At 70.8% G+C, this 25,467-nt stretch carries 29 protein-coding genes; 16 read left to right on the plus strand and 13 right to left on the minus strand.

Annotated elements, in window-relative coordinates; translation table 11 throughout:
- The first annotated feature begins 49 nt into the window (after positions 1-49).
- The 3 genes from ACIBH1_RS33545 to ACIBH1_RS33555 are packed head-to-tail and all read left to right on the plus strand — an operon-like array spanning position 50 to position 1,462.
- Positions 50-694, plus strand: a complete 645-nt coding sequence (locus ACIBH1_RS33545; protein WP_397318003.1) for a TetR/AcrR family transcriptional regulator — start codon at positions 50-52, stop codon at positions 692-694.
- A gap of 43 nt (positions 695-737) precedes the next feature.
- A complete protein-coding gene (locus ACIBH1_RS33550; RefSeq protein ID WP_397318004.1) occupies positions 738-1,040 on the plus strand; it encodes a type II toxin-antitoxin system Phd/YefM family antitoxin in 303 nt (100 codons plus the stop codon).
- Positions 1,037-1,462, plus strand: coding sequence for a type II toxin-antitoxin system VapC family toxin (locus ACIBH1_RS33555; protein ID WP_397318005.1), 426 nt, complete (start codon positions 1,037-1,039; stop codon positions 1,460-1,462). Before ACIBH1_RS33550 ends, ACIBH1_RS33555 begins: the two co-directional genes overlap by 4 nt.
- Positions 1,463-1,482: 20 nt before the next feature.
- On the opposite strand, the gene ACIBH1_RS33560 is transcribed toward ACIBH1_RS33555, so the two are convergent.
- The 4 genes from ACIBH1_RS33560 to ACIBH1_RS33575 all read right to left on the minus strand — a co-directional run bounded on the left by ACIBH1_RS33560 (position 1,483) and on the right by ACIBH1_RS33575 (position 5,518).
- The gene (locus tag ACIBH1_RS33560; protein WP_397318006.1) at positions 1,483-2,742 is read right to left on the minus strand and encodes a class I SAM-dependent methyltransferase; all 1,260 of its coding nucleotides are present in this window, start codon (positions 2,740-2,742) and stop codon (positions 1,483-1,485) included.
- A 4-nt stretch (positions 2,743-2,746) separates the two neighbouring features.
- Positions 2,747-4,117 carry an FAD-binding oxidoreductase gene (locus tag ACIBH1_RS33565; protein ID WP_397318007.1) on the minus strand — a complete coding sequence of 457 codons (1,371 nt, stop codon included), beginning with the start codon at positions 4,115-4,117 and terminating at the stop codon, positions 2,747-2,749.
- A gap of 94 nt (positions 4,118-4,211) precedes the next feature.
- Complete coding sequence (locus ACIBH1_RS33570; protein ID WP_397318008.1) at positions 4,212-5,150, minus strand: NAD(P)-dependent oxidoreductase; 939 nt, start codon at positions 5,148-5,150, stop codon at positions 4,212-4,214.
- A gap of 41 nt (positions 5,151-5,191) precedes the next feature.
- Positions 5,192-5,518 (minus strand): cupin domain-containing protein, encoded by a 327-nt coding sequence (locus tag ACIBH1_RS33575; protein WP_397318009.1) that lies wholly within the window; start codon positions 5,516-5,518, stop codon positions 5,192-5,194.
- Between the two features lie 63 nt (positions 5,519-5,581).
- Here ACIBH1_RS33575 and ACIBH1_RS33580 point away from each other — a divergent pair, with 63 nt between their 5' ends.
- Positions 5,582-6,589 (plus strand): NAD(P)H-dependent flavin oxidoreductase, encoded by a 1,008-nt coding sequence (locus ACIBH1_RS33580; RefSeq protein ID WP_397318010.1) that lies wholly within the window; start codon positions 5,582-5,584, stop codon positions 6,587-6,589.
- A 38-nt stretch (positions 6,590-6,627) separates the two neighbouring features.
- Here the strand turns inward: ACIBH1_RS33580 and ACIBH1_RS33585 are convergent, their stop codons facing one another.
- Positions 6,628-8,103 (minus strand): serine/threonine-protein kinase, encoded by a 1,476-nt coding sequence (locus ACIBH1_RS33585; protein WP_397318011.1) that lies wholly within the window; start codon positions 8,101-8,103, stop codon positions 6,628-6,630.
- A gap of 163 nt (positions 8,104-8,266) precedes the next feature.
- Between ACIBH1_RS33585 and ACIBH1_RS33590 the strand changes: the two genes are divergently transcribed.
- The 5 genes from ACIBH1_RS33590 to ACIBH1_RS33610 are packed head-to-tail and all read left to right on the plus strand — an operon-like array spanning position 8,267 to position 13,519.
- Positions 8,267-9,388 (plus strand): CaiB/BaiF CoA transferase family protein, encoded by a 1,122-nt coding sequence (locus ACIBH1_RS33590; protein ID WP_397318012.1) that lies wholly within the window; start codon positions 8,267-8,269, stop codon positions 9,386-9,388.
- A 1-nt stretch (position 9,389) separates the two neighbouring features.
- Positions 9,390-10,031: a nitroreductase family protein gene (locus ACIBH1_RS33595; RefSeq protein WP_397318013.1), complete on the plus strand. Its 642-nt coding sequence runs from the start codon at positions 9,390-9,392 to the stop codon at positions 10,029-10,031.
- Positions 10,028-10,819 (plus strand): SDR family oxidoreductase, encoded by a 792-nt coding sequence (locus tag ACIBH1_RS33600; protein WP_397318014.1) that lies wholly within the window; start codon positions 10,028-10,030, stop codon positions 10,817-10,819. Before ACIBH1_RS33595 ends, ACIBH1_RS33600 begins: the two co-directional genes overlap by 4 nt.
- A gap of 58 nt (positions 10,820-10,877) precedes the next feature.
- Complete coding sequence (locus tag ACIBH1_RS33605; RefSeq protein ID WP_397318015.1) at positions 10,878-12,041, plus strand: cytochrome P450; 1,164 nt, start codon at positions 10,878-10,880, stop codon at positions 12,039-12,041.
- Complete coding sequence (locus ACIBH1_RS33610) at positions 12,038-13,519, plus strand: AMP-binding protein (RefSeq protein ID WP_397318016.1); 1,482 nt, start codon at positions 12,038-12,040, stop codon at positions 13,517-13,519. The genes ACIBH1_RS33605 and ACIBH1_RS33610 overlap by 4 nt, the downstream gene beginning before the upstream one ends.
- On the opposite strand, the gene ACIBH1_RS33615 is transcribed toward ACIBH1_RS33610, so the two are convergent.
- Complete coding sequence (locus ACIBH1_RS33615; protein ID WP_397318017.1) at positions 13,516-14,703, minus strand: FAD-dependent monooxygenase; 1,188 nt, start codon at positions 14,701-14,703, stop codon at positions 13,516-13,518. The genes ACIBH1_RS33610 and ACIBH1_RS33615 overlap by 4 nt on opposite strands.
- A gap of 65 nt (positions 14,704-14,768) precedes the next feature.
- Between ACIBH1_RS33615 and ACIBH1_RS33620 the strand changes: the two genes are divergently transcribed.
- The 3 genes from ACIBH1_RS33620 to ACIBH1_RS33630 all read left to right on the plus strand — a co-directional run bounded on the left by ACIBH1_RS33620 (position 14,769) and on the right by ACIBH1_RS33630 (position 16,963).
- On the plus strand, positions 14,769-15,299 hold the full coding sequence (locus ACIBH1_RS33620) for a TetR/AcrR family transcriptional regulator (RefSeq protein WP_397318018.1): 531 nt from the start codon (positions 14,769-14,771) through the stop codon (positions 15,297-15,299).
- Positions 15,300-15,331: 32 nt separating this feature from the next.
- Positions 15,332-16,315, plus strand: a complete 984-nt coding sequence (locus ACIBH1_RS33625; RefSeq protein ID WP_397318019.1) for an AraC family transcriptional regulator — start codon at positions 15,332-15,334, stop codon at positions 16,313-16,315.
- Positions 16,316-16,381: 66 nt separating this feature from the next.
- Entirely contained in the window at positions 16,382-16,963 is a 582-nt protein-coding gene (locus ACIBH1_RS33630) for a dihydrofolate reductase family protein (protein WP_397318020.1), read from the plus strand.
- Positions 16,964-16,980: 17 nt separating this feature from the next.
- On the opposite strand, the gene ACIBH1_RS33635 is transcribed toward ACIBH1_RS33630, so the two are convergent.
- A complete protein-coding gene (locus tag ACIBH1_RS33635) occupies positions 16,981-17,412 on the minus strand; it encodes a MarR family winged helix-turn-helix transcriptional regulator (protein ID WP_397318021.1) in 432 nt (143 codons plus the stop codon).
- An 86-nt stretch (positions 17,413-17,498) separates the two neighbouring features.
- On the opposite strand from ACIBH1_RS33635, the gene ACIBH1_RS33640 reads away from it, so the two are divergent.
- The 3 genes from ACIBH1_RS33640 to ACIBH1_RS33650 all read left to right on the plus strand — a co-directional run bounded on the left by ACIBH1_RS33640 (position 17,499) and on the right by ACIBH1_RS33650 (position 18,881).
- Positions 17,499-17,828: a DMT family transporter gene (locus ACIBH1_RS33640; RefSeq protein ID WP_397318022.1), complete on the plus strand. Its 330-nt coding sequence runs from the start codon at positions 17,499-17,501 to the stop codon at positions 17,826-17,828.
- 11 nt (positions 17,829-17,839) lie between these two features.
- Complete coding sequence (locus ACIBH1_RS33645; RefSeq protein WP_181615524.1) at positions 17,840-18,160, plus strand: multidrug efflux SMR transporter; 321 nt, start codon at positions 17,840-17,842, stop codon at positions 18,158-18,160.
- 82 nt (positions 18,161-18,242) lie between these two features.
- On the plus strand, positions 18,243-18,881 hold the full coding sequence (locus tag ACIBH1_RS33650; protein WP_397318131.1) for a DNA alkylation repair protein: 639 nt from the start codon (positions 18,243-18,245) through the stop codon (positions 18,879-18,881).
- On the opposite strand, the gene ACIBH1_RS33655 is transcribed toward ACIBH1_RS33650, so the two are convergent.
- Together ACIBH1_RS33655 and ACIBH1_RS33660 are read right to left on the minus strand one after the other, a co-directional pair.
- A complete protein-coding gene (locus tag ACIBH1_RS33655) occupies positions 18,882-20,024 on the minus strand; it encodes a sensor histidine kinase (RefSeq protein WP_397318023.1) in 1,143 nt (380 codons plus the stop codon).
- Entirely contained in the window at positions 20,021-20,671 is a 651-nt protein-coding gene (locus ACIBH1_RS33660) for a response regulator transcription factor (protein WP_397318024.1), read from the minus strand. The genes ACIBH1_RS33655 and ACIBH1_RS33660 overlap by 4 nt, the downstream gene beginning before the upstream one ends.
- Positions 20,672-20,765: 94 nt before the next feature.
- Here ACIBH1_RS33660 and ACIBH1_RS33665 point away from each other — a divergent pair, with 94 nt between their 5' ends.
- Positions 20,766-22,127, plus strand: a complete 1,362-nt coding sequence (locus ACIBH1_RS33665; protein WP_397318025.1) for a hypothetical protein — start codon at positions 20,766-20,768, stop codon at positions 22,125-22,127.
- On the opposite strand, the gene ACIBH1_RS33670 is transcribed toward ACIBH1_RS33665, so the two are convergent.
- The 4 genes from ACIBH1_RS33670 to ACIBH1_RS33685 all read right to left on the minus strand — a co-directional run bounded on the left by ACIBH1_RS33670 (position 22,019) and on the right by ACIBH1_RS33685 (position 25,431).
- Positions 22,019-23,527, minus strand: a complete 1,509-nt coding sequence (locus tag ACIBH1_RS33670) for a heparinase II/III family protein (RefSeq protein ID WP_397318026.1) — start codon at positions 23,525-23,527, stop codon at positions 22,019-22,021. The genes ACIBH1_RS33665 and ACIBH1_RS33670 overlap by 109 nt on opposite strands.
- Positions 23,524-24,363, minus strand: a complete 840-nt coding sequence (locus tag ACIBH1_RS33675) for a CU044_5270 family protein (RefSeq protein WP_397318027.1) — start codon at positions 24,361-24,363, stop codon at positions 23,524-23,526. The genes ACIBH1_RS33670 and ACIBH1_RS33675 overlap by 4 nt, the downstream gene beginning before the upstream one ends.
- Complete coding sequence (locus ACIBH1_RS33680; RefSeq protein WP_397318028.1) at positions 24,356-24,907, minus strand: RNA polymerase sigma factor; 552 nt, start codon at positions 24,905-24,907, stop codon at positions 24,356-24,358. Before ACIBH1_RS33680 ends, ACIBH1_RS33675 begins: the two co-directional genes overlap by 8 nt.
- A 71-nt stretch (positions 24,908-24,978) precedes the next feature.
- Positions 24,979-25,431 carry a GyrI-like domain-containing protein gene (locus ACIBH1_RS33685; RefSeq protein WP_397318029.1) on the minus strand — a complete coding sequence of 151 codons (453 nt, stop codon included), beginning with the start codon at positions 25,429-25,431 and terminating at the stop codon, positions 24,979-24,981.
- Positions 25,432-25,467 lie beyond the last annotated feature (36 nt).

Consider the following 25,467-nt stretch of genomic DNA (forward strand, 5'->3'; position numbering starts at 1 on the left):
GCAGACTATGCCGGAGCGATTCGCTCCGCAAGTGGTAGAGTCCGTCGCGATGACCACACGCAAGGACACCGCGGAGCGCAACGACCGGGCCCTGCTCCAGGCCGCCCGCGACGTGCTCGCCGAAGACGGCGCCCACGCCTCCGTCGCCGCCATCGCCACCCGCGCGGGCGTCGGCATCGGCAGCCTCTACCGGCGCTACAAGACCAAGGAGGAGCTGTTCCAGCGACTCAGCCTGATGTCGCTCGAACACTGGAACCAGGCCGCAGAACAGGGCCTGGCCGACCCCGACCCGTGGGCGGGCCTGGCGGGCTTCGTGCGCGCGTGCATCGAGTTCGGGCAGGGCTCGCTGGCGCCCGTGGCGGGGACCATCGAGGTGACCCGGGAGATGCGCGACAAGTCCCGCCGCGGGGACGACCTCCTCGAAGAGCTCGTACGGCGAGCACAGGAGGCGGGGGCGCTGCGCCCGGACGTGACGACGGTGGACATCGCGCTGCTCATCGAACAGCTCGGGCGGTCACCGGTGGTCGACCAGCTTCGCAAGCAGGGACGTGAGGAGCTGCTGCCGGCCGCCACCGGGGCTCGACGGCGGTTGATCGCGATCGCCCTCGACGGGCTCCGCCCAGGGCACGAGCCACTGCCGGAGGAGACGCCGGGAGAGGAACTGTTCTCCGGGAGATGGTCACGGGAGGCGTAGCATCTCCGTAGTACATGCGTAGCCCTTGGCGTATTCTCGAATCGTGACCGCTTCCGGAGAGTTCCCCGAGATACCCCAGCGGGAACTGCGCAACCACGCCAGCCGGGTTCTCCGCGACGTGCGCCAGGGGTCGTCGTTCGTGATCACGGTCGATGGTGTGGCCGTCGCCGACCTGGTCCCCCACCGCCACAGAAGTCGCCGCGTCGCCGTTCCCAAGGAAGAGGTCATGGAGGCCTTCCGCGGGCTCACGCCCATCGCGGCAGAAGACGAGCAGGCGGTCGACGACTCCCTCTACGACCCCTACGACCGCGCATGGCGGCGCGGCGAATTCACGGGTGAAGGGTGACGCCGATCGAGGTCGCCCCGGCTCGCGGGGTGGTCGACACGAACGTGATCATCCTGATGGAGCACCTCGACGCGACGGAGTTGCCCGAGGAGATCGTCCTGACGACGGTCACCATGGCCGAGCTGTCGGCCGGACCGCACTACACCGCCGATCCAGTGGAGCGCGCGGCGAGGATCGAGCGCATCCATGTCGCGGAAGCGCTGTTCGAGACGCTGCCCTTCGACAGCAGGGCCGCCCGCCGCTACGGGCAGATCACCGCAGCGGTCCTGGCCGCCGGGCGCAATCCCCGGCCCCGGCGGGTCGACCTGCTCATCGCGGCCATCGCCTCGGCCCATCGGCTCCCGCTCTACACGGTCAACCCGAAGGACTTCGCGGGTCTGGAGGCGCTGCTGAGCGTCTTCCCCGTCACCCATCCCGGGTGACGGGGAAGACGCGCGTGACGTCAGGGCCAGGAGGTGGCGGGCCGGAGCGGGACGCCGGAGCGGCCGCCGGCGTCGAGCTTGACCGCCAGCACCTGGTGGAGCTGGATCTTGTTGCGTTCGAACCCCACGATGCACCCCGCCATGTACAGCCGCCACACCCGGGCGATGCCGTGGCCGACCTCCTGGAGGGCGTCCTCCCAGTTGGCGTCGAGGTTGTCGCACCAGGCCTTCAGCGTCTTGGCGTAGTGCTCGCGCAGGTTCTCCTCGTGGCGGATCTCGAAGCCGAGGTCCTCCATCTGCCGGATGAGCCAGCCCACGGATTCCAGTTCGCCGTCGGGGAAGACGTAGCGGTTGATGAAGCCGCCCTTGTTGAAGGTCTTCTCCGAGCCGGTGGGCCTGGTGATGCAGTGGTTGAGCAGCCGCCCGCCGGGCTTGAGCTTGCCGTACAGGAACTCGAAGTAGGACGGCACGTTGGCCTTGCCGATGTGCTCGGTGAGGCCGATGGAGCTGACGGCGTCGAAGTCGGTCTCGGCGACGTCGCGGTAGTCCATGTGCCGCACTTCGGCCAGGTGCTCCAGTCCGGCTTCCTTGATGGCGGCCTGGGCCCATTCGGCCTGCTGCTTGGACAGGGTCACGCCGAGCGCCTTGACGCCGTATTCGCGGGCGGCGTGGATGACCATGCCGCCCCAGCCGCAGCCGACGTCGAGCAGGCGCATGCCGGGCTGGAGGCCGAGCTTGCGCGCGACGAGGTCGAACTTGGCGTACTGGGCCGTTTCGAGGGTGGCGTCCTCGTCGGGGTAGCAGGCGCAGGTGTAGGCCATGGAGGGGCCGAGCACCCACCGGTAGAACGTGTTGGACACGTCGTAGTGGTGGTGGATCGCCTCGGCGTCACGCTGCTTGGCGTGGCGGGAGCCGAGCCTGGCCAGCGTGCTCTGCCGTACCTCTTGCGGGGGCGGCGGGACGCGCATCATCAGCGGTTTGACGCCGAGGGCGCGCACCGCTTCGAGCTTCTCGCTGACGGTGAGGTCGTTGGTGGTGATGTTCCACATTTTGTCGAGCAGCGCGTACATGTCGCCGTGCACGTCGAGGTGCCCGGAGACGTAGGCCCGCGCCAGGCCCAGTTCGCCCGGAGCCTGCGCGAGGTAGGCGACCGCGATCGGGGACTTCACCTCGATGCGGACGTCCGCGCTGTCCGGTCCGGCCTTGCTGCCGTCGTAGGCCATGAAAGCCACGCCGGAGTCTCGGCCGACGATTTTCTCGAAGATGGACGCCAATGCCATCTGTTCACCTTCCCCCAACACACTTCTCATAGAGATCCAGCAGGCGACCGCCAGGGTCGTAGGCCTGCTTGACCGGCCAGTAGGCGTCCCCGTTGTAGAGCTGCCAGAACTGGTCCCGGCGATAGAAAGAGGTCGAGTAGAGCGATTTATGCCCGTCCAGTTCGTGGACGGCGTTCTCGATGAGCCGGTTGTAGTAGCCGTCGAACTGCCCTCTCGGCAGCGGGACCATGCCCCAGAAGCCGAAGTTGACGTAGAGCTTGCCCGTCTCCAGGGGGTACAGCGGCCAGGTCGAGCCCGACTTCAGCGGGCACATCCAGACCGGCGTCATGCCGACCTTGTCCTGGAAGAAGGACAGGAATTCCGCGCCGTGCTCGATGGGCACCTCGACGTCCTGGATGACCGATTCGCTCACCGGCTGGTTGCGCCAGCGGTCGACGCGCGCGGTCACGCCGTGCTTGCGGTCGAGGGCGACGAGCTTGCGGTAGACGTCGGAGCGCAGCCAGCGCCGCGGCACGAGCGAGCGCACGACAGGCTGCTGCACGCCGAAGGCGCGCGAGCACCAGAACCAGTCGGTGTCCCACCGCCACAGGTAGTCACGGACGGTGAGCCAGTCGCGCTTGCGTTTCTGGATGGACTGGTAGTAGATGCGCATCCCGGTGTAGTCCGAGACGTACGGCGCGCGGTCGGAGAAACGGCCGAGGGTGATGTAGAGCTCGTCGGGCGAGAAGTAGACGCCGTCGATGAAGTCGACGTCCTCGCCGTCGTGGTGCATGCTCTCGCAGATCTCCTGCATGGCCAGCATGCATTTGCCCGCGTCGGTGAACTTCAGATGGGTGAGGTGCACGTACGGCTGGACCGGCTTGAGCTTGATGCGCAGGCGCAGCGCGTATCCGAGCGTGCCGTAGGAGTTGGGGAAGGCACGGAACAGCTCGCGGTGCTCGTTGTCGTCGCGCGCGATGACGATGCGCCCGTCGCCGGTGAGGATCTCCATCTCCTCGACCGACTCGTGCGGCAGCCCGTCGCGGAAGCTGGTGGACTCGATGCCGAGCCCGGTCACGGCGCCGCCGAGCGTGATGGTCTTCAACTGCGGGACCACGTACGGCATGAGCCCGTGCGGCAGGGTCGCGTCCACCAGATGCTCGTACGTCGTCATCCCCTGGACTTCGGCGGTCATGGTGACCGGGTCGACGGAGATGACTTCGTCGAGATCGCGGGCCGAGAGCTGTGCCGATCTTTGGGCGGCCTTGCCCCCGTCCCTGAACCTGAAGAGGTTCGAGGTCGCCTTGGCCAGCCTCGGCTTCGCACCTTCCGGAAGGTCGGTGTAGGTCTGCCTGATCTGCTCAACGGCCCTGTGGTGTGTCGACATTTTGGTCATGAAGCCTCCACCCCCAAGAGATCGTCCGTCTGACCGTATCTCTCCGGACCACCATGGAACAGAGCGGGGTCGTTAAACCGGCGAAAACATCATGTCAGCGCCGTTCGACCTGCGAGGACGCACCATTGACCACATGGGACACCGGGCGTCCCTCCAGTGCCGCGGCCAGGTTGTCGAGGACGGTGGCGAACAGCCGCATGGTGGCCTGCGGGGTGACGCCCGCGACGTGCGGGGAGAGCAGGGTGTTGGGCATCAGGGTGAGGGGGTGACCGGCGGGCAGCGGCTCGGTCTCGAAGACGTCCAGGGCGGCTCCGCCGAGGTGCTCCATGCCGCTCTCCTTGACGACGCCGCCGCGGGCGACGTTGACGAGGATCGAGCCGGGCTTCATCGCCGCGGGGTCGACGAGTCCGCGCGTCTGGTCGGACAGGGCGATGGCGGCGATGACGACGTCGCTGGTGGCGACCAGTTCGTCGAGCGGGCGGAAGTGGTCGCGGGGGGTGCGGCTCCAGTAGGACACGGTGCAGCCGAAGGCCTCGAACAGCCGGCCGGCCTCGCGGGCGATCGGTCCGTAGCCGACGATGCCCACGGTGGAGCCGGACAGCTCGCGTGGCTGGAGGGTGAGCTGGGGCCAGTCTCCGTTCCTGACGGCGGCGTCGGCCTGGACGAGCTTTCGGGTGAGCGCCAGGGTGGCGGCCAGGGCCCATTCTGCGACCGAAATGGCGCTCACGCCGGCGGTGTTGGCGAGGGGCACGCCCGCCTCGCGCAGCGCGTCGAGGTCGTGGCCGTCGACGCCGACGCTGGGCTGCTGCACGAAGGCGAGCTTCGGCGCGGCCTTGACGGCTTCGGCGTCGAGGACGAGCTCGCCGGAGTAGTCGCCGAGGACGATTTCGGCGTCGGCGAGCGCCTGCAGCAGTCCTGCCCTGTCGCGGGAGGGCGGGGCGGTGATCGTGATCCGGTCGGCCAGCGGGGCCGTCACGTTCCGCAGCATCTCCAGCGGCAAGGCGGGCAGGGCGAGCACATTCCACGGCTTCATCCCGCAATAGTGCCAGTGCCGCGGATCAGGCGAAATGCCGGTTATTTGGAGACGGTCAGCAGCACGGCCGAGTCTTCCAGCGCCTCCAGGCCGTGCAGCCCGTCCGGCACCACGAGGAAGTCGCCGTCGCGGCCTTCCCAGGCGTCGCCGCCCGCGGTGAGCCGGACCCGGCCGCGCAGGACGAACACGGTCGCCTCGCCGGGGTTGGCGTGTTCGGACAGGGCCTGGCCCGCCACGAGGGCGATGACGGTCTGCCTCAGCCGGTGCTCGTGCCCGCCGTACACCGTGGTGCTCGCCCGGCCGGCGGCGCTGGCGGCCGCGGCGGTCAGCTGCTCGCGCGCGGTTGCTTCAAGTGAGATCTTCTGCACACCTCGTAGTCTCTCAAGTGGCCGGGTGCGTCTTGACGGCGCCTTCCCGTCTACATTGGTGCGGTGCTGACCTTCGCTCCCGGAGTGCCGATCGTGCAGGCGCCCATGGCAGGCGGGGCGTCCACGCCCGAGCTGGCGGCGGCCGTGTGCGAGGCGGGCGCGCTGGGGTTCCTGGCCGCTGGATACAAGAGCACGGCCCAGATGCGCGAGGAGATCGAGCGCACGCGCGCGCTGACCGCGCGGCCGTTCGGGATGAACCTGTTCGTGCCCACGGCCGACACGCCGGATCAGTCCGGGCTCGACGCCTACGCGGCGGCGATCGGCGCCGAGGCGCGGCGGCTGGGCGCCACGCTGGGCAGGCCCGAGGGCGGCGACGACGACTTCGACGCCAAGGTCGCCGACCTCCTGGCGGATCCGCCCGCGGTGGTGAGCTTCACGTTCGGCCTGCCCGGCGCCGAGCTGATCCGCGCCTTCCGCGACCGGGGCGTCACGGTGGTGGCGACGGTGACGTCGGAGGAGGAGGCGCGGCGGGCGTCGGCGGCCGACGTGCTGTGCGTGCAGGGGCAGGAGGCGGGCGGCCACCGCGGCTCCTTCGCCAATGCCGACGCCGACGACGTGTCGCTCGACGAGCTGGTGTCCCGGGTGCGGGCGGTGTCGCGGCTGCCGGTGATCGCCGCGGGCGGCCTGGCCACGGCGGCGGACGTGGCCAGGGTCCTGGCGGCCGGGGCCGTCGCGGCGGTGGCGGGAACGGCGTTCCTGCTGGCGCGCGAGGCGGGCACGGCCGCGACGCACCGGGCCGCGCTGGCCGATCCCCGGTTCACCGAGACGGCCGTGACCAGGGCGTTCACCGGACGACCCGCGCGCGGCCTGGTCAACAGGTTCATGACGGACTATTCGGCGCTGGCGCCCGCGGCCTACCCGCACGTGCACCACCTGACCGCCCCGCTGCGGCGGGCCGCCGCAGCGAGCGGCGACGCCGAGACGCTGCACCTGTGGGCCGGCACCTCGTGGCGCAGGGCGCGCGAGGCCCCGGCCGCCGAGATCGTCGCGGAGCTGGCGCGGGGAGCGTAGAGCCCCTTCTCAGCCGCCGGGCGGCGTAGAGCCCTTTCTCAGCCGCCGGGCGGCGTGAAGCTCGACAGCACCTTGCGGCCGAGCGACAGGTGCTTCGACCAGACGTCTTCCGGCGCCGTCCACGACAGGACGTACAGGGTGTCGCCGCTGACCACAGCCCGGCTGAGCTGACGGTAGGTCTGACCCGAGCGTGCCCAGGCGGCGGTCTCCAGCGGCGCCTTCCAGCGCGACTCCCACTCGACGCCGCCGCCGGGGAGCCTGCGGCTGCGCAGGATCCCGTCGGGCATGACGGTCTCGGCGTCCTGGAGCACCTGATTGACGTTGAGCGTGGAGTACTGCTCCTGGACGCTGAAGTGTCCGGTCCTGTCCTGCTTCAGCCACTCGGTATAGGCCATCTTGCGGGTGCCCTCCCAGCCTACGGGCCGCTCGACGGACCAGCCGTCGGGCGAGGTCCAGGCACGCAGCGGCGAGCGGGTGCGCGTGGGCGTGGGGGTCGGGCTGGGCGTGGCCGACGGGGTGGGCGCCGGGGTCTCGGCCAGCACGGGCAGCGGGGAGACCGAGGCCCGCTGGGCGACCGGGGTGCCGGTGCCCGGCGCGGGCTGGAGCAGCACGAAGGCGAGGGTGGCGACCGCGGCCGCCATGAGGGCTCCGGCGATCACGAGGGTGGTACGGCCCAGCCCCCGGCTCGACGGTCTGGGCGGCGCGGAGGTGCCGATGGCGGCCAGCAGGCGGTCGGCCTCCGCGCCGGTCAGCCGCGTCTGGGGGTCCTTGACCAGCAGTCCCTGGAGGACGGGGTGCATCGCCGGCGGGATGCGCCGGTAGTCGGGCTCCTCCGACAGCAGGGCGGTGATGGTCGCCATGGGCTCGCCCCGCTCGAACGGCGAGCGCCCCAGCAGCGAGGCGTAGAGGGTGGCGCCGAGCGACCACAGGTCGGAGGCGGGCCCCGCCTCGGCGGCGCGCACCCGCTCGGGCGCCAGGAAGGCGGGCGAACCGGTGACCATGCCGGTAGAAGTGAGGGAGGCGTCGCCTTCGGCGGTGGCGATGCCGAAGTCGGTCAGGACCGCCCTGCCCTCGGAGGTGAGCAGGATGTTGCTGGGCTTGACGTCGCGATGCAGGATGCCGAGCGCGTGGGCAGCGCGCAGGGCGGCGAGCACCTGGCGGCCCACGTCGGCCGCCTGCCGTACGGGAAGGGCGCCGGTGGTGGCGACGACCTCCTCGATGGAGCGGCCCTGGACGCGCTCCATGATGATCCACGGGCGGCCGTCCTCCTCGACGACGTCGAAGATCGCCACGACGGCGGAGTGGTTGAGCTTGGCGGCGTTGCGCGCCTCGCGGGCCGTGCGCAGCAGCTGGCGCTCGCGGTCGAGGTCGGACGACCCCGCGGGCAGGAGCACCTCCTTGACGGCGATGGAACGGTTGAGGAGCGTGTCGTGGCCTTCCCACACCACGCCCATACCGCCTCGACCGAGCTCGTCACCCAGTTGGTAACGCCCGGCGACAAGCCGTCCACCCATCTCGAACCTCCGCGACAACAGGGAAAAGTTTCCCACACGCTCAGCGGGGGCGGACTCGATTCCGGCTTGAGTGGTGCTTTCCTCCCCTCATCGACACGAATATTGTTCTGGTAAGGATCCACTTGCTTTTCACCAAGCGCTTGCTTGTGATACCCGTAGGGAGATGCCGATGACACGTCAGGGGCCGCTGGCCGGGGTGAGGGTGCTGGAGTTGGCCGGGCTGGCGCCGGGGCCGTTCGCCGGCATGATGCTGGCCGACCACGGCGCCGAGGTGCTGCGGATCGACCGCGTACGCGCCGTGGGCGACAAGCCGCGCCGCGACGTGATGGACAGGGGCAAACACTCCATCGGCCTGGACCTGAAGTCACCCGAGGGCGTGGCGGCCTTCAAGAAGCTGGCCGCCACGGCCGACGTGGTGATCGAGGTCTTCCGCCCCGGGGTCGCAGAACGCCTCGGCATCGGGCCCGACGACCTGCACGCGGTCAACCCGGGACTGATCTACGGGCGCATGACCGGCTGGGGCCAGGAAGGACCCCTCGCGCCCGCCGCCGGGCACGACATCGACTACATCGCGATCTCCGGCGTGCTGTCGATGCTCGGCCGCGAGGGCGACAAGCCCACCCCGCCGATCAACATCCTGGGCGACTTCGCCGGAGGCGGCCTCATGCTCGCCTACGGCGTGCTGCTCGCGCTCATCGAACGGCAGCGCACCGGGCGCGGCCGGGTGATCGACGCGGCGATGGTCGACGGCGCCGCGATCCTGTTCGCGATGTTCTACCACGGGGTGCAGAGCGGCTTCTGGGGCGAGCGCGGCACGAACCTGCTCGACACCGGCGCCCCCCAGTACGACACCTACGAGACCGCCGACGGCGGCCACGTGGCGGTCGGCTCGCTGGAGCCGCAGTTCTGGGACGAGATGGTCCGCCTCATGGAGCTCCACGACCTGCCCGACCGCAACGACAAGGCCCAGTGGCCCGCGCTGCGAGAGCGGCTGACGGCGGAGTTCAGGAAGCGCACACGCGACGAGTGGGAGGAGCTGTTCGCCGGGAGCGACGCCTGCGTCTCGCCGGTCCTGTCGATGGGCGAGGCCGTCGGCCACCCGCACAACCTCGCGCGCCAGTCGTTCGTCGAGGTCGACGGCATCCACCACCCCAGGCCCGCGCCGCGCCTGGTCGGCGAGCCGATCCAGGACCTGTCCCCGGCCACCCGGCTGGCCGACCTGAGCGAGTGGGGCCTGAGCGCGGAAGAGGCCGACAAGCTGCGCGCCCAGGGGGTGCTCGCCTGACATGGACGTCTTCGAGGCCCTCTACACCACACGAGCGATGCGCAGGGTCAAGCCCGACCCCATCCCCGAGGAGGTCCAGCGCAGCCTGCTCGACGCCGCCGTCAGGGCCCCCAGCGGGGGCAACGCGCAGAACTGGCGTTTCCTGCTGGTCGACTCCCCCGAGATCAAGGCCAAGCTCGGCCCGCTCTACCGCGACGGCCTCCAGCAGCTGTGGGACGGCCACTACAAGGACCTGCGCGACTCGTCCGACCCGCAGGCGCGCAAGGTGCAGGCCTCCGCCCAGCACCTGGCCGACCACTTCGAGTCGTACCCGCTGATGTTGTTCGCGTTCGCCAAGGACGACCCGACGGGCGGCTCGATCTTCCCCTCGGTCTGGAGCGCGCAGCTCGCCGCCCGCGCCCACGGCGTCGGCAGCGCGCTGACCAGCATCCTGTCGATCTTCTACCCGAAGCAGACCCTCGGGGTGCTCGGCGTGCCGTCCGGCCAGGGCTGGCGCCTGGCCTGCACGGTCACCTTCGGCTACCCGCTCGGCAGGTGGGACGTCGCGCCCCGGCGGCCCGCGCACGAGGTCAGCTACCGCAACCGGTGGGACGAGCCCGTCGGCTTCGAGATCGACCGACCCCTGTGGAGGCCATCGCCATGAGCGTGCTGGTGACCGGCGGCGGAAGCGGCATCGGACTGGCCATCGCCCAGCGGCTCACGGCCGCCGGCACGCCGGTCACCATCTGCGGCAGGAGCGAGGAACGCCTGGCCAAGACCGGGCTCCCCTACGTCGTGGCGGACGTGGGCGACGAGCAGGCCGTAGCTCGTGCGGTACGGCAGGCGGCCGGCAACGGCGGCGGCCGCCTCGACGGGGTGGTCGCCTCCGCGGGCGGCTCCGGCTGGCTGGGCCCGATCACCCAGCTCCCCGCCGAGCAGTGGGAGCAGGTGATCCACACCAACCTCACCGGCACGATGCTCACCCTGAAGCACGCGGCGGCGCTGATGGCGCGGCAGGGCGGCGGCTCATTCGTGGCCATCTCGTCGATCGCCTCGTCGAACACCCACCGCTGGTTCGGCCCGTACGGCGTGGCCAAGGCGGGCGTCGACCACCTGTGCAGGCTGGCCGCCGACGAGCTGGGGGCCAGCGGGATCAGGGTCAACGCCATCAGGCCCGGCCTGGTCAGGACCGAGATGGTGTCGATCATCACCGACTCCGGCAACCCGGTGCTCGACGACTACCTGCGCTGCACGCCCCTGGCACGGGTCGGCACCGTGGACGACGTGGCGGCGCTGGCGGCCTTCCTGCTCGGCCCCGACTCCTCCTGGATCACCGGTCAGGTGATCAACGTGGACGGCGGGCACTCGCTGAGGCGAGGCCCCGACTTCTCCCCCTGGCTGGAGGGCGCCTACGGCGCCGACGGGCTGCGGGGGGTGATCGGCACCTCCTGACCCCTTCCAGATCGTCCGGCGCGAACGATCTTCCGGCTTCGTCGTGAGGAGTTCCGCCATGCACGATCATCTCGACCTGCTCGACGGCGAGCTGTACGCCGGTGACCCAGGACCGGTCTACGCCTGGTTGCGCGAGCACTCCCCGGTGCACTTCGACACCGCCAACGGCCTGTGGGGCATCGCCCGCCACGCCGACATCTCGGCCATCGAACGCGATCCCAGGCTCTGGACCAACACCGGCGGCTACCGCCCCCAGCTGCCCAGCGACCCGTCCATGATCGGCATGGACGATCCCGAGCACGCCGAGCGCCGCCGCCTGGTCTACCGCCGCTTCACCCCCCGCTACGTGCACGACCGCTACGCCGAGCGCATCCGCGAGGTCGTGGTCGAGCAGATCACCGAGGCGCTGGAGCGGGGCACCGTGGACGCCGTGCCCGCGCTGGCCGCCCCCCTGCCCGCGCGGATGATCGGCTGGCTGCTCGGCTTCCCCGACTCGGAGTGGCCGCGGCTGATGCACTGGTCGGAGACGACCATCCCGGCCGGAGGCGGGCTGCGCTACGTCACCCACGAGGCGGCGGTCGCGGCCGGGGAATACGGCGTTGCCGTCCTGGAACTGGCCGCGGAGCGGCGCAAATGCCCGCACGACGACCTGCTCTCGCTCTGGGCCGGCCGGGCCGACTACGACGACGAGCACCTGGCCAACGAGGCGCTCCTGCTGCTCGACGGCGGCGCGGAGACCACCCGCACGGTGATCGCGACCGCCATCGACGCCCTCATCGGGCATCCGGACCAGTGGCGGCTGCTGCGCGAGGACCCCTCGCTGATCGAGAACGCCGTCGAGGAGTTCATCCGCTGGACCACGCCGATCCTCAACATGTGCCGCGCCGCCACCCGCGACACCGTGCTGCACGGCCAGGAGATCAGCAAGGGCCAGCAGGTGCTGCTCATGTACGGCTCGGCCAACCGCGACCCGTCGGTCTTCACCGATCCCGACGTCTTCGACGTGACCCGAAAGCCCGGCGGCCACATCGCCTTCGGCCTGGGCACCCACTTCTGCCTGGGCGCCGCGCTGGCCCGGCTGGAGTTGCGGATCTTCTTCGAGGAGTGGGTCGCCCGCGTCGCCTCCGCCTCGTGGGCCGACTCCGGGGGGCCGCGCATCCTGCCCAACGCCTTCGTGCGGGGCGTCACGTCGTTCCCCATCACCCTGGAGGCGGCCCGATGATCAACCTGGCGGACCTGTTCGAGCACGTCGCCGACGCCGTGCCCGACCGGCTCGCGCTGGTGGCGGGCGAGGTCAGGCTCACCTACCGGGCGCTCGACGAGCGGGCCAACCGGGTCGCCCACTGGCTGCTGTCCCAGGGCGTACGGCGGGGCGCGAACGTGGGCGTCCTGTCGTGGAACCGGGCCGAGTGGCTGGAGTGCATGATCGGCTGCTTCAAGATCGGCGCGGCTCCGGTGAACCTGAACTACCGCTACACCGCGCGGGAGCTGGCGCACCTGCTGTCCGACTCCGGCTGCGCGCTGGTGCTGGGCGAGGCAGACCTGCTGGGCGCCGTCGAGGGGCCGCGGACGCTGGCCTTCGGCGAGCCGTACGAAAAGGCCCTGGCCCTCGTCTCGCCCGAGCGTGACTTCGGGCCGCGCTCGGGCGACGACCCCTACCTGCTCTACACCGGCGGCACCACCGGCCTGCCGAAGGGCGTCATGTGGCGGCAGGAGGACATCTTCCTGGCGGCGATGTCGGTCTATTCGGGGCCGATCGGCTCCGTCGCGGACCTGGCCGTCGGCGCCGAGGCGCTGAGGTTCCAGGTGCACGCGCCGCTGATGCACGGCAACGGGCAGTGGAGCACGTGGATCTGCTTCTCGGCGGGCGGCACCGTGATCCTGTGGACCGAGCGGCACTTCGACGCCGTGCGCGTGCTGGAGCTGGCGGTGCGCGAACGTTCCCAGGTGCTCTCCTTCGCCGGCGACGGCATGGCCCACCCGGTCGCCGACGAGCTGGTGCGCCGGCCCTATCCGCTGGAGGTCTTCTCCATCGGCTCCGGCGGCTCGCCGCTGTCGGCGTCGGTCCAGGACAAGATCCGTACGGCGCTGCCGGGGGTGATGATCGTCGACACCTTCGGAGGGTCGGAGACCGGGGCGCTCGGAGCGGCGGTGGAGGGTCGGCGCTTCCGGCTGGCTCCGGGGTTCGCCGTTCTCGGGCCGTCGTACCTGCCGGTCGGGCCGGGCGAGAGCGGGGTGCTGGCCAGGTCGGGGCACATCCCGGTCGGGTATCTCAACGATCCCGAGAAGACCGCGACCACCTTCGTCACCGGGCCCGACGGGGTGCGCTGGGCCCTGCAGGGCGACCATGCCGTGGTGGGCGACGACGGGACCGCCGAGGTGCTGGGGCGCGGGTCGATGGTGATCAACACGGGGGCGGAGAAGGTCTTCCCCGAGGAGGTCGAGACGATCATCAGGGCGCATCCCGACGTCTATGACGCGCTGGTGGTCGGCGCTCCTGATCCGCGCTTCGGGCAGCGGGTCACGGCCGTCGTCGCGGCGACACGGAGCTTGACGCTGGAGGAGCTGGGAGCGCACTGCCGGGCCTCGCTGGCCGGGTTCAAGGTGCCGCGCGAGCTGATCCTGGTGCCGGAGATCAGGCGCACGCCCGTGGGCAAGCTCGACTACGCCTGGGCGCGGACCCTACTGGAGCAGGGCTAGGCCGGGGCGCGGTCGTTGCCCGCGTAGTCCTTGACCGGCATCGCGTCGTGCACGCGCAGGTTCCTGGTGGCCAGGGCCCTGCTCAGCGCCGGGGGAAGCACGCTCACCAGGCGCGCACCGCCCACCAGGGCCGCGACGCCGAAGCGGGAGCCGGGAACCAGCGCCTTGGCCGCGCCCATGGCGAAGGCGCGGCTCCGCCGTACCAGCTCCCGGATCTCGCCGGCGTAGGCGGCGAAGGCCCGCTCGTGGTCGCCGGGAGTGCGGGCCAGCTCCCCCGCCAGCACGTACGCGCTGTAGACGGCCAGGCTGGTGCTGCCGCCGATCGCCGGCCCCGGGCAGTAGCCCGCGTCGCCGACCAGCGCCACCCTGCCCTTCGACCAGGTGTCCAGCCTGAGCTGCGTGATGGCGTCGAAGTAGAAGCCCGGCGTGGCTTCGAGCTCGTCAAGCCAGCCGTCCACCTGCGGGTGGAGTCCAGCGAACCGCTCGCGCAGCAGCCGCTTCTGGCTCTCGGTGTCGCGGTGGTGGATCTCGAGAGGCGCGGAGTGGAAGAAGAAGCCGGCCCTGGCCTCTCGGCCGCTGCGGTAGGCGATGGCGACCCTGCCGGGGTCGAGGTGGGCGTAGGAGGTCGTGGGCTCCATGGCGTCGGGCGAGACCGTGAACACGGCCAGGTAGGCGCCGGTGAAGTGCTCCTCGACCTCGCCGAAGAGCAGGCGCCTGGTGTTCGAGTGGAGCCCGTCGGCGCCGATGACCAGGTCGAACTCTCGGCTGTCCCCGCTCTCGAAGGTGACCGTACGGTCGTCGATCGTGCCGATGGAGTCGCCGAAGAGGTACTCCACGTCGTCCTTGGCCGCCTCGTAGTAGATCTCGCTGAGGTCGTCGCGCATGACCTCGACGTGGCGGGACGAGGTGGCGCGGTAGATCTTGCCGAGGCCGACCGTCACCGGCCGCTTCCCGCGGCGGTGGGCGATCATCGTGGTGATGCCGGTGCGCCTGGCCTCGATCGCCTCCGAGACGCCCATGCGCTCGGAGATCTCCAGCGCCGGGCGGAACAGGTCCACCGCGTGGCCGCCCGTCTTGCGCAGCGTCGGCGCGCGCTCCACCACCGTCACCTCGAACCCGTGCCGGGCCAGCCAGTAGGCCGCGACGGGCCCCGCGATGCTCGCGCCGGAGATCAGCACCTTCATATCCGGTCCTTACTTAACGTTAGGTAAGTTGCTGACTTAACGGATGGTAAGGGAGGCTGGGTGGCGTGACAAGCCCCACCAAGCAACGCATCCAGGACGCCGCCCGCGAGCTGTTCGCGGTCAAGGGGGTGCAGCGCACCACGCTGCAGGAGATCGCCGACATGCTCGGCATCACCAAGCCGGCGCTGTACTACCACTTCGCGTCACGCGAGGACCTGGTGCGGAGCATCGTCCAGCCCATCGTCGACGGCGGCGAGGACTTCCTGGAGCGCATGGAGGCCCTGGAGAGCATCGAACAGGGCGAGCTGCTCAGCGCCTTCTTCGACTTCCACTACGCGTACCGGCGCGACATCCTGCTGCTGCTGACCGAGCTGTCGACACTCAGCGACCTGGGGCTCATCGAGCTGGTGGTCCGGTGGCGGGAACGGCTGACCGTCCTGCTGCTCGGACCCGAGCCGACACTCGCCCAGCGGGCGAGGGCCGTCATGGCGCTGGGCGGGATGCAGGACATCTCCACCCAGTTCGCTGACGTGCCCGCCGAGGAGCTGCGGCCGATCGCCGTGGAGGCGGCGCTGGACGTGTTGCGGACCGGTTGATCCGCGGCGCGCGGCGGGAGAGGAGTGGCGCGATGGCCGACGCTTCCCCCGTTACCAGAGCTCGTCTCGACGGGGACGATCTCTCGCGGGCCCGTTTCACCGACCCCGACATCACCGGCGCCCGCTTCACCCGCGCCAACCTGCCGCTGCCTGACCGTCCCCGGCCGCGCGATACTGGGGGCGTGGAGTACGTGTCCAGAGTGCCGCGGCCGCCGCTGGACGGGCTGATCGACGACCTGTACTACCTGGAGGGCGCGCCGCCGTACGCCCGGCTGCTGCTGCCGCCGACGCCGTCGGCGCTGCTCATCGTCAACCTCGGCCCGCCGTTCCGTATCCGCGCCGGCATCGGAACGGCCGGCTACGCCGACGGCTGCGCGATCACCATGCCCACCCGCGCCTTCGAGTTCGGCTACCCGCCGGAGACCCGGTCCGTCGGCGCGCACATCAAGCCGTGGGGGCTGGCGCCGTTCCTGCCGATGCCCGCGGCCGAGCTGTGCGACCGGCCGGTGACGCTGGAGCAGGTGTGGGGCCGCCCCGCCGTCGCCGAGCTGCGAGACCGGATGGCCACGGCGGCCGGACCCCACGAGATGCTGACGCTGCTCGAAGAGGAGCTGATGCGGCGGCTGGGCGAGACCAACGGCCTGGGGCTGGTCCGCCACACGTGCGGCGTCATCACGGCGACCGGCGGAGCGGTGCCGATCGGCGACCTGAGCATGGCGGCCGGCGTCAGCAGCACCCACCTGGCTCAGAGGTTCAAGGAGCTCGTCGGCGTCACTCCGAAGCGGCTGGCCCGCACCCACCGCTTCACCGCCACCGTGTTCGCGATCGACCCCGCCGGGCCGATCGACTGGGGCGACCTCGCCAGCGCGGCGGGCTACTTCGACCAGGCCCACTTCTGCCACGAGTTCCGGGAGTTCACCGGCCTCACGCCGACCACGTACATCGAGGTGCGGCGGCGGTTCCAGCGCGAACACCCCGGCCACGTCCTCGACAGCTGGCCGCTGCCCGCCGATTGATTTCTTACAAGAACGCCGGCTCACGAAACGTTAGCTTGGGGACACCCTGAAGCAGAGGAGAGTGCCGTGAGCAAGGTCGTCATGTACAGCTCGGTGTCGGTCGACGGCTTCATCGCCGACGACAACGACCAGCCCGGGCCCCTGTTCGACTGGCTGACCAGCGGCGACGTCCCGCTGGACGAGAGCGGCGTGCTGAAGCTGTCGCAGGCCTCCCACGACTACACCCGGGCGTACTGGGACCAGATCGGAGTCACGATCGCCGGCCGCCGCGTCTTCGACCTGACGGACGGCTGGGACGGCAAGCCGCCGGCCGGCGTCGATCACGTGGTCGTCGTGTCGCACCGGCCGATGCCCGAGGGCTGGGACCCCCGGGCGCCGTTCCACTTCGTCGACGGCATCGAGGCGGCCGCGGCCAAGGCACGGGAGCTCGCGGGTGACCGCATCGTCGAGGTCGCCGCCGGCGACGTGGGCGGCCAGATGCTCGCCGCGGGGCTGGTCGACGAGGTGCGCATGGACGTCGCCCCCGTCGTGTTCGGGTCCGGCAGGCGCTTCTTCGGGTCGGTCAACGCCCAGCACCTGCTGGAGGACCCTGACGTGGTGCTTCAGGGCAAGCGGGTCCTTCACCTGCGCTACCAGGTGCGCCGCTGACCGCCGCCGGGCGCCGGTTAGAGGGTGGCCGCCGGCCGTGACGCCCTCAGGGCCGTGACCACCGGCGCCAGCCCCTCGGCCTCCGCCCGGTCAAGCGCCTGCGTCAGCGCCGCCTCGTAGGTGTCGCTGGCCCCGGCCTTTCTGGCCCGCCCCTCCTCGGTGATCACCGAGTAGACCCCGCGCCGGTCATCGGCGCACAGGTCCCTCCGCGTCAGCCCCGCCTGCTCCAGCCTGCCCACGAGCCGGGTCACCGAGCTCTGGTTGAGCCCCAGCAACTCGGCCAGCTCCTGCATCCGCAGCTCGCCCTTGCCGGCCGTCGACAGGTGGCACAACGCCCGATACTCCGACAACCCCAGGCCATGCCGCTGCAGCGCGGTGGCCAGCGCGTGCTCGACCCTGGCGTGCAGCCGTACCACGCCCACCCACATGTCGTCGTCGAACGTCGTCATTTTCCCTCCAGGATTGACACCCACTCTACATGCATGTACAGAATATGCATGTACAAGCAATTATCAATCTCCTGGAGCTCTCCCCCATGGCCTGGATCCATCTCCTCATAGCCGCGGTCTTCGAAGTCGTCTTCGCCCTGGCCACCAACGCCAGCGAGGGCTTCACCCAGCTCGGCCCCTCGCTCCTGACCGTCGCCGCCGCCGCGGGAGGCATCTTCTTCCTCAGCCTCGCCCTCAGGACCCTCGACGTGGGCGTCGGCTACACCGTGTGGACCGGCATCGGCTCCATCGGCACCGTCGTCTTCGGCACCCTGCTCTTCCAGGAACACGTGAACACCTGGAAAGTGCTCGCCTTCCTCCTGATCATCGGCGGCGTCCTGGGCCTCAAGCTCTCCGACCGCCCCACCCCTGCGTAAGGAACCCCGTCATGGCCTGGATCTACCTCTCCATCGCGATCGTCTTCGAGATCGGCTTCGCCCTCGGTACCAACGCCACCAAGGGCTTCACCCGCCTGTGGCCCTCGATCTTCACCCTGCTGTCGGCGGCAGGCGGCATCTTCACCCTCAGCCTCGCCCTCAAGACCCTCGACGTGGGCGTCGGCTACACGATCTGGACCGGCATCGGCTCCATCGGCACCGTCATCCTGGGAGCACTCATCTACAAGGAGAAGATCACCCCGGCCAAGCTCGTGTCGTTCGCCGCGATCATCGGCGGCGTCGTGCTCCTCAAGCTCGCCGCGGGCCTCTGAACCGCTCGCCGCACCTCGTACCCTGGACCTCTCACGCGACGCAGAGGAGGCAGGGGTGACCGGGACGACCGTGGACGAGGTGATGGCCGAACTGGCCGCACTCGACGACCCGAGGGCGCGCGAGGTGAACGAGAAGCACGGCGACGACCACGGCGTGAACCTCGGCAAGCTCCGCGCCCTCGCCAAGAGCCTCAAGACGCAGCAGGACCTCGCCCGGCAGCTGTGGGCCACCGACGACACCGCGGCCAAGCTGCTGGCGCTCCTGATCTGCCGCCCGAAGGCCTTCGAACGCGACGAGCTCGACACCATGCTCCGCCAGTCGCGCACCCCCAAGGTGCACGACTGGCTCGTGAACTACGTCGTCAAGAAGAACCCGCACGTCGAAGAGTTGCGCCTCGCCTGGTTCGCCGACCCGGACCCTGCGGTCGCGAGCGCGGGCTGGGCCCTGACCACCGACCGCGTGACCAGGCGGCCCGACGGCCTCGACCTGGTGGCGCTCCTCGACACCATCGAGGCGGAGATGAAGGGGGCGCCGGAGCGGCTGCAGTGGGCGATGAACCACTGCCTGGCGCAGATCGGCATCGACCACCCGCAGCACCGGGAACGGGCGATCGGCATCGGAGAGCGGCTGGAGGTGCTGAAGGACTACCCGACATCGCCGGGCTGCACGTCACCCTTCGCACCGGTCTGGATCAACGAGATGGTGCGGCGACAGGGGTAGTCAGCCGGCCGCGGGCAGCTCGACGGTGACGGTGAGGCCGCCCTCGTCGCGGGGGCGCGCCGAGACGTGCCCTCCGTGCGCCTCCACCACCGTCTTGACGATCGACATCCCCAGCCCCGTCCCCCGGTCGGAGTTGAGCCGGTCCCCGTGCAGCCGTCTGAACGGCTGGAAGATGGTCTCCACCTCGTGCGGATGCACCAGCAGCCCGGTGTTGGCCACGACGAGCTCCACCCGGTCCGTCCGCTGCCGCGTGGTGACCCATACGCCGCCGCCGGGCTCGTTGTGCCGCATCCCGTTCTCCACGAGGTTCTGCACGAGCCGTTCGACGAGCACGGGGTCACCGGCGACGGGTGCGGAGTCGAGCAACCGGTGGATGGCGATCTTGCGTGTGGTCGCCTCCTCGTAGGCCAGGTCGAGGGCGTGCTCGACCACGTCCGACAGGTCGAAGGCCCGCCTGTCGAGCACGACCTGCTCGCCTTCCGCCAGGGCGAGCAGCCCGGCGATGAGGCGTTCGTGGCGCTCGTTGACGACGAGGAGGGATTCGCCGAGCCGTCGCAGGTCGTCGGAGGCGTCGGGGCGGCGGACGGCGACGTCGACGAGGGTGCGGTTGATGGCCAGCGGCGTGCGCAGTTCGTGGGAGGCGTTGGCGACGAAGCGGCGCTGGCCGTCGAAGGCTCGCGACAGCCGCTCGAGCATGGTGTCGAAGGTGTCGGCGAGTTCCTTGACCTCGTCGTCGGCGCTGTAGTCGAGCCGTTCGCGCAGGTCGTGGCTCTGGGCGACGCGGCGGGCGGTGAGAGTGGCCTGTTCGAGCGGCCGGTGGACGACGCGGGCCAGGCGCCAGGCGAGGAAGGCGGCCAGGGCGGTGCCGAGCGGAAGGACGAGGAGCCCGACGTTGCGGACGGATTCGAGGGTTCCCACCTGGTAGAGGCGGCGGATCTGGATGCCGCGCTGGTTGGCGACCTCCCATCCGGCCTGTCCCGGGTAGAACTCGAATCCGGCGGCGCGGACCACGTCGGGGTTGCGCCAGCCGGGCACGGGTTCGAGCTGGGCCCGCACGAGCAGGTAGAGGCCGATGAGCAGCAGCCCGGCCAGGACGAAGAAGATGGCGCCGCTGATGACGGCGAAGCGCACGCGCAGGGTCATGGGATGCGGTACCCCGATCCGGCGACGGTCTCGATGACCGGTGGTTCGCCGAGCTTGCGCCGTAGTTTGACCATGGTGGTGCGCACGGTGTTGGTGAAGGGGTCGATGTGCTCGTCCCACACCTTCTCCAGCAGGTCCTCGGCGGAGACGATGGAGCCGCGGGCGCGCATCAGCTCGTAGAGCACACCGAATTCCTTGCGGGCCAGCGGCACATAGCGTCCGTCGCGGAAGACCTGGCGCTGGCCGCGGTCGACGGTGATGCCGGCGCGTTCGATCACGGGCGGGTCGGCGGGTCTGGCACGCCGCCCGAGGGCGTGGACGCGGGCGAGGAGTTCCTCGAAGTCGAAGGGTTTGGGCAGGTAGTCGTCGGCTCCGAGCGAGAGCCCCGCCACGCGCGCCCGGACGTCGCCCGAGGCGGTGAGCATGAGGATGCGCAGCAGCCCGCCGCTGACCTGCCTGCAGACCTCGTCGCCGTGCACCTTGGGCAGGTCGCGGTCGAGGATGAGCACGTCGTAGTCGTGGACGGCCAGGCGTTCGAGCGCCGCCTCGCCGTCGTAGGCGATGTCCACCGCCAGCGCCTCGGCCCGCAGGCCTTCCCCCAGGGAGTCCGCGAGCATTCGCTCGTCCTCCGCAATCAGAATCCGCAACACATCCCCCGAATCCTGGCGTTTCTGATGTAACGCGAGCGTAACCACTTTTGATAACGGGCGGGTTATCGCCAGACCGGTCAACTTGCTGGTCATGCTGCAGAGAAACGCCCTGTTCGCGGGCATCCTGATCCTGGCGGCCTTGCTCCGTGCGGCCGTGATGCTGGGCTACAACACCGCCCAGTTGTTCTGGTACGACTCCTTCACCTATCTGGACACCGCGCTGCATCCGAAACCCTCTGGAGCGTTCCACCCGGTGGGGTACTCGTTGTTCCTGGGGTTGTTCCGCAGTGTGGAGCTGGTCGTGGCGGTGCAGCACCTGATGGGTCTGGGCATCGGGGTGATGATCTACGCTCTGCTCCGCCGTACCGGAGTGCCGGGGTGGGGGGCGGCGCTGGCGACGGTCCCCGTGCTGCTCAACCCGGCTTTCCTGCGCATCGAACACACGATCCTGTCGGAGACCCTGCTGATCCTGCTGATCGCCGGCGCGCTCACGGCGATGGCGGCCAGGCGGCCGGTCCTGGCCGGTCTGCTGATCGCGAGCGCCGGGCTGGTGCGCACGGCGGCGGTGCCGCTGCTGGTCGTCTTCGCGCTGTATCTGATCGTCAAGCGCAGCGGATGGCGCCCGCTGGCGGCGCTGGTCATCGCGGGCGCGCTGCCGCTGCTGGGTTATGCCGCCTGGTTCCAGCAGCATCACGGCAGGTTCGCGCTGAGCAACGCCGACGGGGTGTCGTTGTGGGCCCGCACGATGACCTTCGCCGACTGCGCGAAGATCAAGCCGAGCCCGGACGTGGCGCGGCTGTGCCCGAACGGCACGGTGGTCGACGCGGCCTCGGAGTACGTCTGGGCCCCTGATGCGGCGCTCGCCCGGCTCGGCGGCGACCGGTTCGGCCACAACCAGCTTGCCAGGAAGTTCGCGCTGCAGGCGATCACGAGCCAGCCGCTCGACTACGTGGCCGACGTCGCCAGGGACGCCGCGCTTCCCTGGTCGCTGACGCCGGTCGCGCATCCGCGCCGGGTGCCGCACCTGACCGATCTGCCGGTCGGCTCCTGGGGGCTGCCCACCGGGCACGACCTGATCGGCAAGGTCAGGAAGGAGTACGACACGAGCATCACGGGTCTGGCCAGCGTCGCGCCGTACGACACGGTCTTCGAGGTCTGGAAGTACCCCTACCTCCTGCACGGCCCGCTCTTCCTGATCATGCTCCTCGTCTCGCTGCTCAGGCCGTCGCTCCCGGCGGCCGTGGCGTTCTTCCTCTACCTCGGCCCGATCGCCGCGATGGACTTCGACCACCGCTACATGCTGCCCGCGGTGCCGTTCGCGTGCCTGGCGGGGGCGATCGCGCTTCACCACCTGGCGGGGCAGGTCACGCGGAAACGGGCCGGCGCGACGACCGTCAGCACGGCACGCGCCGCGGGCGAGACGAGGGTCGTCGAGGACGCCTTGCGCAGGTAGCCCACGGAGATCTCCTCGGTGCGCGCCTCCGGCTCCAGGGGCCGGCAGCCCGGCATCTCGAACATGCGCACCCTCACCGACGAACCGGGCGCCAGGTGCCACAGGGAGCGCACCCGCGACCCGGCGGGCACCTCGTCCAGAACGCTCATGACCTCCCCTTCGACCATGACCTTCCTGGTACGGCTGACGCCGTACGCGTCGTCGGTGAGCTCGTAGACCTGCCGGGTGCGCCCGATGGACGAGCTCACCAGCCGCGTGGCCGTACCGGGCCGGAACCGCGCGCCCTCGACGACGGGCACGTTGTGCGCGGTGGGCCCGACGGTCCAGGCCTGGTAGGCGGTCCGCTCGTAGGAGTGGAAGCCCGCCTCGACGAGCTGGTCGCGCCCGCCGATCTGGAAGGTCACGCCCATGTGGTCCTCGTGGCCGTGCAGTTGTCGCCCCGGCCCGAAGCGGATGGAGTAGAAGGTCGCCGACGGGTGCCACGAGCTGCGCCCGAACACGTAGCCGCCGGCGAAGACCCTGATCCGTTCCTGCGGCCGGGGGAAGCCTCGCGGCCGCAGGTCGGCGGGCCCGTCGCCGATGGCCACCAGCCGCCCGTCGGGCTGGGTGGCGTGGCCGACGTAGGCCTCCAGCGCGGTGCGCCGGGCGGCCAGCTCGGGCGGCGGGCGCAATCCGCACTCGCGCATGGCCTCGAAGGCGACGCCGAGCCGCTGGTGGACGTAGACGCCGTAGCGCGGCGCCTGCTCGCGCAGCACTCCCTGGTCGTCGACGGCCTGGCGCGCCGAGGAGGTCATGCGCGAGAGCGCCAGGTCGCGCCACTGGCCGACCTCCAGGCGGCAGCCCAGCCCGAGCAGGGCGATGTCCTGGTCGAGCCCGTGGTTGTGCCCGGCGCGGTAGAGGCCGGGGTCGGCCAGCACCCCGGCGTGCTCGACGAGGCTCGCCGACAGCCAGTCGCTGCGCACGTAGGCGCTGAGGCAGACCAGGGTCGGCGCGCGCAGCGCCACCGCGTGCTCGGCCCACGCCCACTCGCTCACGCCGAGCCCGGAGCGCGGGTTGTCGCGCACCCAGTCGCGGGTGATCTCCTCGGCCCGTTCCAGGTAGGCGTCGTCGCCCGTCTTCTCGTACTCGACGACGAGCCGTCCCATCCAGCGCAGCGCGTGCAGGCTGAGCATCCACGACCGGTTGCGGTGGGGGTCCATGCGCCAGTCGACGTCGGGTCCGAGCCGTACGGCGGGCAGTCCGTGGAAGGAGACCGGCTCCTTGAGCGCGTCGGAGACGGCGAACTGGGCGCGGTCGCAGATGGGCCGCCCCTTGCTCGCGGCCAGCGAGGGCCCGCCCGGTTCGGCGAGCGAGACGAGCCCGGCGACGAGCACCAGGACGAGCAGCAGCCGCCTCCTCACGGGCGCGGCCCACGATCGGTCCAGCCGGCTTCCAGGACGAGCTCGGAGCCGCCGTCGGTGACCGAGGCGAGCACCTGGCCGTCACCGGGGTCGATGATCAGCTGGCGGTGCGAGGCGCGCGGCCAGCGCAGGTCGTAGGCGAAGCCCACGCCGGGCCTGCCCAGCGAGTCGACGGTGCCGCCGAGGTAGCGCACGTTGCCGAGGCCGGCCAGCGCCCGGTAGGCGGCGGCGCGCACGCCGGAAGGCGCGGGCTTGCTCCACAGCAGGCCGCTCAGCGCATCGGCGACGACCCCGTCGCGCGCCCCCTCGGGCAACGACGGGAGCAGGGCGGTCACCGCCTGCAGCAGTCGCCCCGGGTCGTCGGGCAGCTCCTGGATCTCGGCCAGGCTCATGGGCCGTCCCGCCAGGCTGAAGGGCCGGTCGGTAGGGCTCAGCGCGCCGTCGGCCCCGCTCCAGGCGCGTCCGTCGCGCGCGGCCCACAGCTCGGTGACGCGGCCCGCGCTCTGCCGTCTGACATGCCAGAACGCGCCGCCGGCCGTGCTCGACTCGGCACGCGTGGCGGCCGCCAGCAGGATCGACTCGCCGGAGACCGTCACCGCCTGCCCTGGCCTGCTCTCGGGTGCCCGGGTCAGCGCCGGGTGGGCGACGGCCAGCGCGGCGGCGGCCCCGGCGAGCAGCAGACCGCCGACGAGCCGCCGACGAGCCGGGTACGGCGGGCGCGCCCGATGCGCGGCCGCGGGCCGTACCCTCTCCTGCTCCAGCCGCGCCCGCACGCGCTCGCGCGCGCCCGGGTCCGTCGCGGGCTCGCCGTACAGGTCACGAATCAGCTCATCCACGCGAGTCCTCCACCGGGTTGACGCCGCCCAGGGCGTCGCGCAGCTTGCGACGGGCCCGGCTGAGCCGGGAGCCGACCGTTCCGTACGGGATGCCGAGCGCCACGGCGATCTCCTCGTGGGAGAGCCCGGCCAGGGCGACGAGCAGCAGCACGTCACGATCGCCCTGGTTGAGGCGGGCGATGGCCCTGGCCAGATCGGGGCGCAGGGCCTGGGCGCTGACGCGGGCGGCGGCCTGGTCGTCGAAATGACCGGAAAGATCACCGTCGGCCACGCGCAGGGCCTTCAGTGCCCGGATCTCGCTGCGCCTGTGCTTGCCGATCAGCTTGGTCGCGATGCCGTACAACCAGGTGCGCACCGTGGCCCGCGACGGGTCGTAGACGTCACGTCTGCGGTAGGCGGCCAGGAAGGTCTCGGCGACCACGTCCTCGGCGTCGTCGGGCCCGAGCCGCTGGGCGACGTACCGATGGATCTCCCCGAAATACGCGTCGAACACCGCCTCGAAGGAGGCGGTCAGGTCATGCACCGCCGATGCGGTCCCCGTCATCACATGCCTTCCGAAAACAGAAGCGGTCGACCGGTATCACCCGTTCGACCGCTTCGCTTTCACGGAAGTTGCTAGACGGACAGATAGATCTCCGCGCCGTCGCCGTGGTGCACCTCGAGATCGGTGCGGAAGGAACGCGGCGGCTGCGCGCCGGCCTCGGTCTGCTTCCAGATCTGCTGCCAGGTCTCGATCAGCGCGCCGGGCATCGGCCCGCGCACCTCGATCTTCAGCGAGGGGCCCGCGGGCACGCGCACCGCGACCATGCCCTCGGGCAGCTTCGGCACCGCCCGCACGGCGACGCCGACGACCTGGGTGTAGGCGCCGTGGTGGTCGCTTTCGTAATCGGTCAGGACCGCGTACAGGTTCTCGTCGAGCCGGCCGGGGACGTGCGCGAAGGCGCCGGGCGCCGACGCCCGCTGCCACAACCGGGCCAGCCGCGCCCGCGCCGGATCGGACTCCTCGGCGTTGGTGGTCCGTACGGCAAGGCCGACGACAGTGAGCTCGCCCCGCTCGATCACGTCCATGCGATCGATCATAAGCCCTGATGAAAGGGGGAAAGC

The organism is Nonomuraea sp. NPDC050663 (genome assembly GCF_044456985.1).
GTDB lineage: Bacteria > Actinomycetota > Actinomycetes > Streptosporangiales > Streptosporangiaceae > Nonomuraea.